Source organism: Aestuariivita sp. (assembly GCF_021404545.1).
Taxonomy (GTDB): Bacteria; Pseudomonadota; Alphaproteobacteria; order Rhodobacterales; family Rhodobacteraceae; genus Aestuariivita.
In genome coordinates this window covers 83932-97507 of record NZ_JAAWWD010000033.1, presented here as the reverse complement: position 1 = coordinate 97507, position 13576 = coordinate 83932, and the positions used below count along the sequence as shown (strand labels likewise).

Below are 13576 nucleotides of genomic sequence, written 5' to 3'. Positions count from 1 at the left end.
TTGATTTCGATGTGATGCAGGGTCTATGAAAGTTCATGTTGATTTACCTCCCCATCGCCGAGGTCTCGGTCAATGCCTTTGTGCTGCTTGGCCTGGGCGGGTTGGTAGGTGTGTTGTCAGGCATGTTCGGCGTGGGTGGCGGGTTTTTGATGACACCGCTGCTGTTCTTTATTGGCATTCCCCCTGCCGTCGCTGTGGCGACCGAAGCCAACCAGATCGTCGCGTCGTCTTTCTCGGGGGTTCTGGCCCATCTCAGGCGCAAGACCGTTGATCTGAAAATGGGTACAGTGCTGCTGATCGGAGGGTTGATCGGCGCGGCCTTGGGTGTGCTGGTCTTCAACTATCTCAAGGCGCTAGGACAGGTCGATCTGCTGGTGCGGCTTTGCTATGTCGTCTTTCTGGGCGTCATAGGCGCGCTGATGTTCGTTGAAAGCCTTAACGCCATCCGCAGAGCCCGCGCGGCAGGGGGCAAACCAACGCCACGGCGCAAGCATCGCGGATGGATACACGCGCTGCCGTTCAAGATGCGGTTTCGGACCTCCGGCCTTTACATCTCGGTCATACCGCCGGTTCTGGTGGGCATTGTGGTAGGCATCCTCGCCGCGATTATGGGGGTCGGCGGCGGGTTCATCATGGTGCCCGCGATGATCTATCTTCTGGGTATGCCGACCAAGGTGGTGGTGGGCACGTCGCTCTTCCAGATCATCTTTGTCACCGGATTCACCACGCTTCTCCATGCCACGACAAACTATACCGTCGACATCGTGCTGGCGGTTCTGTTGCTGGTCGGGGGCGTGATCGGGGCGCAGATCGGCACCCGGATCGGGGTCAAGATGAAGGCCGAGCAGCTGCGTATCCTTCTGGCCATCATGGTGCTGGCGGTCTGTGGCAAACTGGCCGCGGATCTTCTGCTGATGCCGACCGAGCTTTATTCGCTGGGCCGTCCCGGAGGAGGGCATTGATGCGGATATGGCTCGCCCTCTTGCTGCTGCTTATACCGCCTGGCGCGCAGGCAGAGGAAGTCGTGCTGGGCCTGTCGCAGGAGCAGGTGTCGATCACCACCCGGTTTGAAGGATCCGAGATCATCATCTTTGGTGCCGTCAAACGCGAAGAGCCGATCCCCGACGGCCCCGAACTGGATGTGATCATCACGCTGGTGGGCCCGTCCGAGCCGGTTATGGTGCGGCGCAAGGCCAACAGGTTCGGGATCTGGATCAATACCGACGCGGTCGAGGTAGACGCCGCCCCAAGCTTCTATGCGGTTGCCTCCTCTGGGCCTCTGGATCAGGTCCTCACCGCTGTCGAGGATCTGCGCCACAAGATCAGCATCAATCGCGCCATCCGCTCTGTCGGCGCCCCCGAGACCATCAGCGACACGTCCAGCTTTACCGAGGCATTGATCCGCATCCGCTCCGAAAACGGCCTGTATCAGAGGCTGGACGATCAGGTGGTCGTCGATCAGCAGACCCTCTTTCGGACCTCGATCAGTATGCCCGCGAACCTGACCGAGGGCGACTATGCCGCGCGTATCTTTTTGGCGCGAGGCGGTGCGGTTCTGTCGCAGTTCGAAACCACCATTGATGTGCGCAAGGTCGGGTTGGAGCGGTGGCTTTTCACCCTGTCGCGGCAACAACCGCTGGTTTACGGCCTGATGTCGCTGGCGATCGCAATTGCGGCAGGCTGGGGCGCTTCGGCGGCGTTCCGGCTGTTGCGCAACGGTTAGAGCGTTTCGTTTTCCCACCGACGCGTATCCCGGTTTCGCCAGGTGGCTGGCAGATTTCTTAACGGAGAACGCCTCGAGGCATTGTGGACTTTGTGCCAAAGGGTTTCGCGGCATCGGTCGGACACTTCAGCCCAATCTGCGGCGGGGCTGGAATAGTCTCCCGCTCCATGCTGGCCGCGCTCACCGGTCCGGATTCCAATCCAAATTCGACATCGTTTCGAAGGCGCAATCCGATTGCGGCAATCCCTGACCCGCTCTAGCCAGAAGACGCTGACAGGTCGATTCTAGGGAAAGCCACCGTCTCTCCCTCGCGAAATCAACAGGCCATGGTTTTCTGGAAACACGACAATCGGGGCGGCGCCGGATCAGCGCCTGCCCGACCAGGTTTCTACTCGGTCGCCACGTCCAGCCCTTCGGGCTGACCCACGACGACGAAATGCAGATTGTCCGGTTGCATGACGCGCGCGGCGACCCGGGCGATATCCTCGACCGTCACAGCCTCGACCTTGGCGTTGCGGGTCGTGATATAGTCCACACCCAGCCCTTGAAGCTGCATGCCCGTCATGATGCTGGCGATCCGCCCATGCCCGTCAAAGCGCAGCGGGTAGGCGCCGGTCAGATAGGTCTTGGCGGCGTCCAACTCCTCGGCCGTGACACCGGCCTCGGCCATGCGCGCCCATTCGGCGCGAATCACGTCGATCGCTTCGGCCATGCGATCATTGGCAGACGCGACGCTGCCCAGATAAACGGCGGCCAGATCCTTGGGCAACAGATAGGAGTAGACGCCATAGGTGAGGCCGCGTTTTTCGCGCACTTCGGTCATCAGACGGCTTTCAAACCCGCCGCCCCCCAGAATATGGTTCATCACAAAGGCGGGAAAGAAATCCGGATCATCCCGGTCAATGCCCCGATGACCGAAAAGGGCCACCGATTGCGGCGTGTCAAACGGCACCACGGTAACGCCGCCATCAATTGTCACCTCCGCAGGATCGGGGAAGGACGCACCGGTTTCCGGTATCGCACTCAGCAGATCGTCGAGCAGGGTGCCAAGCTCCTCTTCGGTTATATCTCCGACGGCGCCTATAAACAGGCGATCCCGCGCGATGGTGCGCAGATGCGCATCAATCAGATCCTCTCGGGTCAGCGCCGAGACACTGGTGATGGTTCCTTGTTCCGGGCGCGCATAGGGATGCGTGCCATAAGCCATCGCGGCAAAGGCCTCACCGGCCAGCTTATTGGGATCGCGCGCATCCGAGCGCAGACCCGACAACACCTGCTGGCGCACCCGTTCCACCGCATCCTCGTCAAATCGAGGCTGGGTCAGAGCAAGCTTGAGAAGTCGCACCGCGTCTTCGCGATTCTCGCTGAGAAACCGGGCCGAGACCGATACGTCATCGTCGCTGCTGTCAAAGCTGATGGAGGCGGCCAGCCCTTCCAGCTCGCGCGCAAAGGCGCGCGCGTCCAGCTCGCCCGCCCCCTCCTCCAGCAGGCCGACCATGAGATTGGTTGCGCCACGCGCGTCATCGGCATCCAGCGATGTACCGCCCCGAAACCGCAGCTCCAACGCCATGAAAGGAATCGAATGGTCCTCCACCAACCAGGCGTCTACACCACCGGGAGAGGTTACTTCCTTGATCGTGACATCCGCCCAAGCCGGAGCCGCCAGACACAGGCTGACAAGGGCTGCAAAAATGCGGGTCATTGAATGGCCTCCTCTGCCTGCATCAGCCACCCTGTGACCGACGCTTCGCGTCTCAGAACCGCACGGGCGGCCTCGATAATGTCCTCTTCGGTCACCGTCTGAAGAATCTGCGGCCAGGCTTGCACATCCTCGACAGTCAGCCCGGACGTCAGCGCCCGGCCATAGCGACCGGCGATCCCTTCGGCATTGTCGCGGGCATAGATTTCCGAGGCGCGCAGCTGCATCTTAATCCGCTCCAGCTGATCCGCATCGACGCCGTCCTGGACAAACTGGGCCAGCGCCGCGTCCAGGGCTGCTTCCGCCTCTTCAAGCGATATGTCAGGGGCGGGCACGACAAGCACGTCAAAACTGGTATCGTCCAGCGACACCCCGCGATAAAACGCGCCGACATAGACCGCGACTTGATTGTCGAATTGCAGTTTTTCAGCCAGATATGAGGTCGTTCCCCCTCCGAGGATCTCGGCAAGAAACGTCAAGGCCGCCGCTTTCTCCTGCACGCCTGCATCCCGTTCGGGCGCGAGATAAGACCGTTGGAGATATGGCTGCGCCACACGTGCATCGCGGTAAATCACCCGGCGCTCGGCACGTTGCGGCGGCTCCTCCGACCGGACGCGTTCGGGTAAGGCGGGATTGGCCGGGATCGGGCCATAGTATTTTTCGGCGAGGGTCCGCACCTCCTCCGGTTCGACATCGCCGGAAACGATCAGAACGGTATTATTCGGAGAATAATGGACATCGTAGAACGCCATCACGTCCTCCATATCAAGCGTTTCCATCTCATGCATCCAGCCGATGATCGGCACCCCGTAGCGGTGGTTTAGGAATTGCGCCGCGTTCATCTGTTCGCCAAACAGCCCGCGCGGATTGTTCTCGATCCGCTGGTTGCGCTCTTCGATAATGACCTGACGCTCGGTGACGATATCGCGATCGGTCAGACGGATATTGACCATGCGATCCGCTTCCATCCTCATCATCAGGTCCAGACGGTCAGCGGCCACCCGTTGAAAATAGGCCGTATAGTCCCAACTGGTGAATGCATTATCGCGCCCCCCGTTGGCGGCGACGGTCGCCGACAGCTCGCCTGCCGCCAGCGAATCGGTCGCCTTGAACAGCAGATGTTCAAGAAAATGTGCGACACCGGACGATCCGATCGGCTCATCGGCAGACCCCGCGCGGTACCACAGCATATGTTGGACCACCGGCACGCGATGATCCTCGATCACCACCACCTGCATCCCGTTATCGAGCTCAAAGCTGGTAACGGCATCGTTGATGTCCTGCGCTTGAGCGGACCAGCCCGCGAAGGCAAAACTCAGTGAAAGCGCAATGGCACGCAACATCCGCGGCTCCTCCTGTCAGATTGGGTAGAACCTACGCTGTGTCTCGGGTCATTCAAGCGCTTCTGGCGGATTTGTGAGGGATTAGGGCCGTTCAGGCGGTGACGTGGGCGTTGCGATGCCAGCCCGGCGAAACCGGCGTTCCTCCGAGAAGGGATTCAACTTCTGACGGTTATAGACCTGATCGTAACGGTTGGTGCGAAAGAGCTGGATCTGTGTCAGTCGGCCTCGGCGCTGGCGGAACCGCTCATCCTCTTCGGCGAGAGTGGTGCGAATGCCCTGCGGTACCCCGCCCCGACCGGTATAGTTGACCAGGGCTGCATCCGCCGAGGAGACACCCTGATCGACAAGCGCGGCCGGGCGTCCGCCCAGGGCCGCGACGGCATCGGCATTGGGTTGCGGATCGGTCAGGTTGGCGCCGCCGGGTGTTGGCTCGGGCAGTTCGGAATAACTGGCCGGTGCGCTCAGCGGCTTGGTCGGCAAAATGAGGAATTCGTCCGGCCCAGCGGTATTGCTGCGCAGGTCGCGCAGACCTGCGTTGGAACAGCCCGCAATCGCCATGATTGCCACCAGTAATGCAATGCGCGACATCGGTCTTGTCACCCGTTCAACCTGTTTGCGCTCTTACTACCCCAACTCACCGGCAAGGTCACGAGGGGTTTTTGCGCCGCGCCCGCCCTTCGAACACGATCAGACCGATCGCGCCGGCAAAGATGAACACATCCGCCAGATTAAAGACAAATGGATTGTTGATCCCACAACAGGACATATTCAGGAAATCCACCACGAACCCATAAGCCAGGCGGTCGATGACATTGCCCAGCGCACCGCCAATCAGCAGCCCGGCGCTCAGCGTCATCCACAGATCCCCCGAAAACCGGCGCACCCAATAGATCACGCCCAGAACCACGAGTATCGAAAACACAATCAGCACCCAGCGAATGAAATCCGGCGCGTCTCCGAACAATCCGAAATTGATGCCCCTGTTCTCGCCATACCGAAACTGAAGGAAGGGCGTAAAGACGTCGATGTTGCGCACCTGGCTCAGATTAAGCACATGCAACATCACATATTTGCTCGCCTGGTCGATCACGAAGGCGACGACTGCGACCCCTAACACGATACGCATCGTCGCTTCCCTAATGCCGGAAATGGCGCATGCCGGTCATCACCATCGCAAGGCCCGCCTTATCGGCGGCGGCGATCACCTCGTCATCGCGCATCGACCCGCCCGGCTGGATCACGGCCGTCGCCCCGGCGGCGGCAGCCTCCATCAACCCGTCCGCAAAGGGAAAGAACGCATCTGACGCCACGGCCGAACCACGGGTAAGCGGCGCGGACAGGCCCAGCGCCTCGGCCATGCGCTCAGCCTTTTTGGCGGCGATCAAGGCACTGTCCAGACGGCTCATCTGGCCCGCGCCCACACCCACAGTAGCACCCTCCTTCACGTAAACGATGGCATTGGACTTGACATGTTTCGCGATGGTCCAGGCAAAGAGCAGATCCGCCATCTCCGCATCCGACGGCACGCGCTTGGTGACGACCCTCATATCCGCAGGCGCCACGTATCCGGTGTCCTTGTCCTGGACCAGCATTCCGCCTGAGACCTGCTTGAACGCCAAGCCCGCAGCACGCGGGTCGGCCAGTGCGCCGGTGGTGAGAAGCCGCAGGTTCTTCTTCTCTTCAAAAATACGGACTGCCGCGGCATCTGCCCCGGGCGCGATCACAACTTCGGTAAAGATGCCGGTGATCTCCCGCGCAGTTTCTGCGTCCAGAAACTGGTTCAGCGCGACAATCCCGCCAAAGGCGCTGGTCCGGTCGCAATCGAACGCCTTTTGATAGGCGTCTTTCAACGTGGCCCCCCGCGCCGCGCCGCAGGGGTTGGCGTGTTTGATGATCACACAAGCGGGCCCACCCTCCGGCGCAAACTCACTGACCAGTTCAAACGCCGCATCCGTGTCGTTGATATTGTTGTAACTCAACTCCTTGCCCTGATGCTGCTTTGCTGTCGCCACGCCCGGACGTGCAGAACCATCGGTATAGAACGCCGCCTGCTGATGCGGGTTCTCGCCATAGCGCAGCGTCTGCGCCAGGCCACCGGCAAATACCCGGCGACGCGGAACCGTCTCGCCCAGCGCCCCGGCCATCCAGGTCGATACAGCCGCGTCATAGGCCCCTGTCCGCGCGTAAGCGATCTGCGCCAGCCGCTGACGGAAGGCAAGGGTCGTGTTTCCATCATGAGCGGCCAGCTCAGCGAGGAGCACATCGTAATCCTCAACATCGACGACCACATTGACAAAAGCATGGTTCTTGGCCGCGGCGCGGATCATCGCCGGGCCCCCGATGTCAATGTTCTCGATGCACGTGTCGTAATCCGATCCCTTGGCCACCGTGTCTTCAAAGGGATAGAGGTTGACCACCAAGAGGTCGATCCCGCCGATCCCATGCGCCTGCATCGCCGACACATGGTCCGCGTTATCGCGCAACGCCAAAAGCCCGCCATGTACTGCCGGATGCAAGGTCTTGACCCGGCCATCCATCATCTCGGGAAACCCCGTCACATCGGCCACGTCTCGCACCTCCAGCCCGGCCTCGCGCAGCGTCTTGGCCGACCCGCCGGTGCTCAGCAATTCGATCTCCTGCGCACTCAGCGCGCGCCCCAGATCGACCAGCCCGGTCTTGTCGGAAACAGAAAGCAGCGCGCGGCGCACGGGAATCAAATCGGTCATTGGCAAAGCAGCCCTTTGGGTCAGTCGTTGAATTCAAGCTCGTCCCGGGTCAGATCGCGCACGCCAATCGCCGTTTCCTGCGCCTTGGCCAGCGACCACCGGATGCGGGTCGCATACTCGATTGCTCTGCCAGAGAGAACGATCTGTTTTGTCGCGCGCGGCTTTAACCGGCCTTTTTCCAGATAAACGCTGGGCTCCAGCGACATTTGCGCGCCTCCATCGTGACGAAACACCCAGATTTCGCCGCTCTTGAGCGCCATGGAAATCGCGGCCCCGCCCAGATCGACCGTCGCATCCACATCCGGGTGCAAATGAAACCGCACATCGAATCCGATACCTTTCAGCGTGCTGGCATCCAGAAGCTTGTCGAACCGCTGCTTGTCCGGGTCATTGATCGCCAGCAGCATATCCTCCCCCGCCAGGCCGCGCCCATCAAACGTCATCTCCAGGATCCGGGCATGGGTCAGCCCGTGCGAGGTAAGGTACCCGTCGTGACCACCCTCAAACCGCAGCCCGTCGGCAACCTCCGAAAGCTCGATCGGCACGTCACGGGGCGCTGAGATCAACGGCTCGGTTCGGCTCCCGCGCGGAGCATCACCCAGACGCGCGCTGGAAAACCCGTCCAGGCACAGCACCGAATGCGATGGCGTGGCCCGCCCGGCCCGCCGCCATTCAGCTCCAAAGCTTTCCCCTGAGCCGCAATTCACGATCAGGGGCCTGCGCCCCGAGGTCAGCTCGAACGAAAGCGTCGATGCATGGGCGTTCAGTGATGCATCGTCCCGGGGCGGCGCGCTGGCGTCGATCAGGATGCTGGTGCGCCCGCCCGAGAGCCGCGCATATCCCATGGACAACCCATTTGCGTGACGTTCTTTGACCTGACTGGCGGCCAGCGCGTGATCAAGCCGCCCTTCCAGGCCGCGCCCGCCTCCGTGAAACCGTGCCAGCCCGCCATCCGAATGGCGCAACGTGCGCAGGGTCGGAGCGATCCGGGCGATCGCTGCCGTCTGCTCAGCAGGGGCTTCTTGGCCGGCCTCGATCAGCGCCGCCGTGGCCCAGGTCAGCAGCATGAACACATCCAGCAGCTCTTCTGGACTGCGGGTGGGCAGGCCGCCCTCCGCATCAATCTGCACCACGCATTCCCGGGCCAGTGCCCGGATCGCCGGTCGCGCCAGCTCTTCCTTTCCCTCCAGAGCCAGCCCTGCATAGATCAGCCCGGTCAGCGCCTCGAACCGGGGCAAGCCGGGCACCGCCCCGGACCAGCGTTTGGACAAGAACCAGGTCTGGCGCGCCAGCGACAGGTAGAATGCGTCGCTCTCTTCCTTCTCCAGGCCCCGCAGCAGGAATAAGGCATGGTTGATCCAACGGATAACACGTCTGCCGGTCAGATCGGGTGTCCATCCGGGGCCCGACCCGTCTCCATGCCGGGCGATCCACTCCCACACCCATTTCTGCGCCAGCTTGCGGGATGCCGCGTCACCCACTGCCGCCAGATCGTCCAGCCAGGCAAAGCCGTGAATATCCGCCGCATAGGCCGCATCGGGCGGTTCGATCTCCCAAAGATCCGCCTGCTTGGCCTGAACCAGATAACCCGCAAACAGCAGGTTTCCGGCCACCAATTGCCGCCCCCGCGCGAAGCTGCCGATGGTGCGCGGCTCGGGCGAGGACACAAACCCCCGCGCAGCCGTCTGACGGCGGCTGAGCCGGGCATAAAGCCGATTGAGAAAGCGCGCCTGCTGAACCGACAGCCGGGATGCTGATGACATATGCTCTGCCTCTTACGCTCTTTGGCGTTTGACCCAAGCATACCCGCATGACATCTCCAAGTCACCGCACATCTTCACCTGACGCCGGTTTGCGCAACACCGCGATATAGAACCCGTCCATCCCACCGCGATCCGCCCAGAAATCGGGCCTCAGCCTCAGCCCGCCTTCCGGGGTAATCCAGGCTGGATCCAGTCCGGGCCGCTCAAGCGCCTGCCGGTCCGTCGCGGCTCCGGGGAGCCGCGCCAAGGCCTCCTCCAGCTGCACCTCGCCCTCATCGGGCAACAATGAACAGGTACAATAGACCAGCCGCCCTCCAGGGCGCAGCAGTGTCCAAGCATGATCGATCAGCTGACGCTGCGTCTCGAAAAGCGCCATGAAATCAGACCCGTCCTTGGCATATGGCAGATCGGGATGACGGCGAATTGTGCCCGTGGCCGAGCATGGCGCATCCAGCAGAACCGCATCGTACTGACCTTGTTGCGACTGCGCATCACCCACGCGCAGATCGGCCTCCAGCCTGGTACGCGCCAGATTGTCCCGCACCCGCGCCATTCGCGCATCCGACAGATCGACCGCAACGGTCACGGCACCGCTCGCCGCGATCTGCAGGGTCTTGCCCCCAGGCGCCGCGCAGAGGTCAATCACCCGCTCCCCGGGCCGCGGATCCAAACACCTCACCGGGATTGCAGCAGCGGCGTCCTGCACCCACCAGGCGCCCTGCTCAAACCCAGGCAGGGCCGAGATCTGCCCGGCGTCGCGGCGCAACCGCAAGGAACCTGTTGGCAAGACCTCCGCGCCCAGCGCCTCGGCCCATGTTTCCGGCGCTGATTTGACGGTCAGGTCAACCGGCGCCCCGGCGAACTGGGCGCGCTCCATCGCGGCCACGCCCTCTGTCCCCCACGCTTCGACCAACGGCACACGCAGCCATTTGGGCAAACGTGGGACGCGCAGGGTGCCCCAGGCCTCCGATCCCTGATCGGCCATCTTGCGCAGCACCGCGTTCACCAACCCTTTGAGCTGCCCATGCCGCCGATGCGCGGCCACGATAGTCACCAGCGAATGCACCACCCCATGCGCGGCCCCGCCCTGGCACAGTTCGACAGTACCCAGCCGCAAGGCATTGCGCACTGTCAAAGGTGGGGATTTGCGCAGGTGTTTGGAGAGCAACCGATCCGCTCGCTCCAGCCCACGCAAGACATCCTGGGCCAGCCGCTGCGCGCGCGCGCGATCGTCAGGCGCCAGTCGCTCCAACGCGCCCGACGCCAAGAGCTCGGACATCAGGCGCCCTTCACCCAGGATCTGGTCCAGCAGATAAATCGCGCTGCGCCGCGCCGCCACTCCCGTCTCTGCCATGATCCCTCGCACCTGCCTTGTCCCCGGCGGACGGGCGCGTATATCAAGGGCAGGACAACAAAGGAACCCGGGATGAGCGAAACTGCCCGCGACGACCTGCCACCGGCCGCCAGACGCGCTTTGGCCGAGGCCGAAGAACGGCGCAAGAAGGCTGAACTGGAAAACCCACTGCCCAAGGAGCTGGGCGGACGCGACGGCCCCGAACCAGTCCGTTACGGCGACTGGGAGAAGAAGGGCATCGCCATCGACTTCTGACCGAAAAGCGTCCATCTTCTTGCCAGAAATACGACACCGCAACCGCGACCAAGGCCTCTGACGACCTTCAGGAGGACGAACTACTTTCCATCGCGCCAATCGCAAAATCGCGTGCGCCGCAGGCGCGCAATCGGATCACCTTCCATTCGCAAATCAGCGCAGACGGAAGGTGGCGGAATCGCCATTGCCGCGGTCCGAGGTAAAGCGGATCCGGTCATTGCGCACCTGAACCTCCTGGCAGTTATACCCCAGGTCGCTGCCGCCCCAGTTCAGATCCCGGCAGAAGTACCCGTCGCGCCAGCTCCAGTTGCCGGTGACTTCCCACCGCGCGCCCATGCCGGAGATCCCACCCGAAGGATCAACCTCCAGCTTGATCAACGGTCGGGTCAATGTCTTGCCATCCACAACCTCGACAAACTGGTATTCGTCCGAGATCTTGGCGAAATCAGCCAGAGCCGGTCCCGCCAGCACCGAAACGACCATTGATACAATCCAGACGCGCATCTGAAAAATCCTCGCAGAAGGTATCGTTAAAGATGTGACTGATACGCGTATTTAGTCCGGTCGGATCAGATTTCCGAGAAAAAAATCTGGCGGATTCGCGGAAACTCGCTCAGATCGAGCGCCGCGATCAAAGGCCTAGAACATCAATCATATCGTATTCGCCGGGCGCTTTGTCTTGTCCCCAAAGGGCGGCGCGCAAGGCGCCGCGAGCAAAAAGACCCCTGTCGCTGGCCACGTGACGCAGGGTGATCCGCTCACCGGGACCGGCAAACAGAACGTCATGTTCGCCTACGATGTCTCCGCCACGGATCGCCGAAAATCCGATCTGACCTTTGGTGCGGGCGCCGGTGATACCATCGCGCCCGCGATCTGCCATCTGATCAAGCGATACGCCGCGGCCTTCGGCTGCGGCCTCGCCTAGCATCAGTGCCGTGCCAGAGGGGGCATCGACCTTGCGGTTGTGATGCGCCTCGATCACCTCGATGTCGAAATCCTCATCCAACGCAGCAGCCACGCGTTTGGTCAACTGGACCAGCAGGTTCACACCAAGGCTCATGTTTCCTGCCCGCACAATCACCGCATGGCGGGCGGCCGGCTTCAATGCCGCCAGCTCCTCCTCGGTAAAGCCGGTCGTGCCGATGACATGTACCAGCCGCGCCTGGGCGGCCAGCTTGACAAACTCCAGCGTCGCGGCAGGTGCGGTGAAATCCACCACCGCCTGCGCCTGGGCAAAGGCCTCCAGCGGATCGTCGGTGACCGGCACGTCCAGCCGCGCACCGCCCATCGCCACGCCCAGATCCTGGCCGACCCAGGGGTGCCCGGTCCGTTCGACCGCGCCGACCAGCCGGGCCTTGTCACTCTCGCCTATCATCCGCGCCAACATCTGGCCCATTCGCCCCGAGGCACCGGTCACCACAATTCCGGGAAGCTGTGTCATGTCGCTGTCGCTCCTGCTGAATGCTCTGCTGCCCTCTTATCCAAGCCCGAACCGCTTGGCAAAGTCCCGCGTACCGCTTAAGTGGAGCCTCATGAGCAAGAACAAGTTTCATGACGGGCCTGGGCCCTCTCAGCGGCAATTGCGTGTTGGAGAGCTGATCCGGCGTTCACTCGCCGACGTGCTGGCGCGCGGCGATGTGCATGATCCTGACCTCAACCGCATGTCGATCACGGTGGGAGAGGTCCGCACCTCTCCCGATCTCAGGATCGCAACTGCCTATGTCCTGCCTCTGGGTGGCAAGGGTTCGGATGAGGTGCTCAAGCTGCTGGCCCGCAACAAGGGCGAGCTGCGCCGGATGATCGGCAAGAAGCTTGCGCTGAAATTCTCGCCCGATCTGCGGTTCCAGCTGGACGAGACCTTTGACCGCATGGATGACACCCGCCGCATGATGGCCCAGGAGGTCGTGCGGCGGGACGTGGACGAGTGAACGCCCTTGTGGCCGCAGCACTGGCCTTGTCGGCCAGCGCCGCCGCCGTTCTGGCAGAGCCGCCGGTCTGTGAAGAACGCAGCCAGGGCAACAATATCTATGCGCTGTGTGAGGTCGACGCCCGCCACGCAGACATCCGTCTGTTTTTGAACGATGCCGCCGAGACACCCTTGGCCCAGTTCGATGCGGTCAAGGACATGCTGGCACAGGACGATATGACACTCTCGTTCGGGATGAATGGCGGCATGTATCACGAAGACCGCGCGCCCGTCGGTCTTTTCATCGAAGACAATGTGGAAAAGATGCGCCTGATTCGCGGCGCGTCCACCGGCAATTTCGGGTTGGTCCCCAACGGTGTGTTTTGCATCCGCGAGGACCGCGCCGACGTGATCGAGACCGAGGCCTTTGCCGCCAACCCGCCCGCCTGCCGTTTTGCCACGCAATCGGGGCCGATGCTCGTGATCGGTGGCAAACTGCATCCACGGTTTCTGCCCGATAGCACGTCGCGCTTTATCCGCAACGGGGTCGGCAGCAGCGCGGATGGAACACGTGTGGTTTTTGCGATCTCGCGGATTCCGGTCACGTTCCACGAATTTGCGCGCTTTTTCCGCGATGACCTGGGCCTGCCCAACGCACTGTTTCTCGACGGGAACATTTCTCGCATCTACGCCCCGGCGCTCGACCGGCATGACAAGGGCTTTCGCATGGGGCCGATCATCGGCGTGGTTGCACCGGCCGACGATTGACCCTGCAAGGCCGATGCGTATAAGGCGACTCGTCTGAAA

The 13576-nt window shown here is 62.1% G+C and carries 14 protein-coding genes; 5 read left to right on the top strand and 9 right to left on the bottom strand.

Features of this window, described 5'->3' with window-relative positions; all coding sequences use genetic code 11:
- Positions 1-35: 35 nt before the first annotated feature.
- Together HEP69_RS09745 and HEP69_RS09740 are read left to right on the top strand one after the other, a co-directional pair.
- Positions 36-962 carry a sulfite exporter TauE/SafE family protein gene (locus HEP69_RS09745; protein WP_290558320.1) on the top strand — a complete coding sequence of 309 codons (927 nt, stop codon included), beginning with the start codon at positions 36-38 and terminating at the stop codon, positions 960-962.
- Positions 962-1723, top strand: a complete 762-nt coding sequence (locus tag HEP69_RS09740) for a TIGR02186 family protein (RefSeq protein ID WP_290558319.1) — start codon at positions 962-964, stop codon at positions 1721-1723. The genes HEP69_RS09745 and HEP69_RS09740 overlap by 1 nt, the downstream gene beginning before the upstream one ends.
- A 388-nt stretch (positions 1724-2111) precedes the next feature.
- Here HEP69_RS09740 and HEP69_RS09735 read toward each other — a convergent pair whose 3' ends face one another.
- The 7 genes from HEP69_RS09735 to HEP69_RS09705 form a co-directional block, all read right to left on the bottom strand.
- Complete coding sequence (locus HEP69_RS09735) at positions 2112-3425, bottom strand: pitrilysin family protein (protein ID WP_290558318.1); 1314 nt, start codon at positions 3423-3425, stop codon at positions 2112-2114.
- A complete protein-coding gene (locus HEP69_RS09730) occupies positions 3422-4765 on the bottom strand; it encodes a pitrilysin family protein (RefSeq protein ID WP_290558317.1) in 1344 nt (447 codons plus the stop codon). The genes HEP69_RS09735 and HEP69_RS09730 overlap by 4 nt, the downstream gene beginning before the upstream one ends.
- 81 nt (positions 4766-4846) lie before the next feature.
- Positions 4847-5353 (bottom strand): DUF3035 domain-containing protein, encoded by a 507-nt coding sequence (locus HEP69_RS09725; RefSeq protein WP_290558316.1) that lies wholly within the window; start codon positions 5351-5353, stop codon positions 4847-4849.
- A 58-nt stretch (positions 5354-5411) separates the two neighbouring features.
- A complete protein-coding gene (gene lspA / locus HEP69_RS09720) occupies positions 5412-5891 on the bottom strand; it encodes a signal peptidase II (RefSeq protein ID WP_290558315.1) in 480 nt (159 codons plus the stop codon).
- 10 nt (positions 5892-5901) lie between these two features.
- Positions 5902-7491, bottom strand: coding sequence for a bifunctional phosphoribosylaminoimidazolecarboxamide formyltransferase/IMP cyclohydrolase (purH, locus tag HEP69_RS09715; RefSeq protein WP_290558314.1), 1590 nt, complete (start codon positions 7489-7491; stop codon positions 5902-5904).
- 20 nt (positions 7492-7511) lie between these two features.
- Positions 7512-9254, bottom strand: coding sequence for a heparinase II/III family protein (locus HEP69_RS09710; protein ID WP_290558313.1), 1743 nt, complete (start codon positions 9252-9254; stop codon positions 7512-7514).
- A 61-nt stretch (positions 9255-9315) separates the two neighbouring features.
- Complete coding sequence (locus tag HEP69_RS09705; protein WP_290558312.1) at positions 9316-10608, bottom strand: RsmB/NOP family class I SAM-dependent RNA methyltransferase; 1293 nt, start codon at positions 10606-10608, stop codon at positions 9316-9318.
- Between the two features lie 72 nt (positions 10609-10680).
- Here HEP69_RS09705 and HEP69_RS09700 point away from each other — a divergent pair, with 72 nt between their 5' ends.
- On the top strand, positions 10681-10863 hold the full coding sequence (locus tag HEP69_RS09700; protein ID WP_290558311.1) for a DUF1674 domain-containing protein: 183 nt from the start codon (positions 10681-10683) through the stop codon (positions 10861-10863).
- A gap of 153 nt (positions 10864-11016) precedes the next feature.
- Here HEP69_RS09700 and HEP69_RS09695 read toward each other — a convergent pair whose 3' ends face one another.
- Entirely contained in the window at positions 11017-11367 is a 351-nt protein-coding gene (locus HEP69_RS09695; RefSeq protein ID WP_290558310.1) for a dihydrodipicolinate reductase, read from the bottom strand.
- Positions 11368-11494: 127 nt separating this feature from the next.
- Positions 11495-12304, bottom strand: a complete 810-nt coding sequence (gene dapB / locus HEP69_RS09690) for a 4-hydroxy-tetrahydrodipicolinate reductase (RefSeq protein ID WP_290558309.1) — start codon at positions 12302-12304, stop codon at positions 11495-11497.
- A 91-nt stretch (positions 12305-12395) separates the two neighbouring features.
- On the opposite strand from dapB, the gene rbfA reads away from it, so the two are divergent.
- On the top strand, positions 12396-12791 hold the full coding sequence (rbfA, locus tag HEP69_RS09685; RefSeq protein ID WP_290558308.1) for a 30S ribosome-binding factor RbfA: 396 nt from the start codon (positions 12396-12398) through the stop codon (positions 12789-12791).
- A gap of 50 nt (positions 12792-12841) precedes the next feature.
- Positions 12842-13537: a phosphodiester glycosidase family protein gene (locus tag HEP69_RS09680; RefSeq protein WP_290558420.1), complete on the top strand. Its 696-nt coding sequence runs from the start codon at positions 12842-12844 to the stop codon at positions 13535-13537.
- Positions 13538-13576 lie beyond the last annotated feature (39 nt).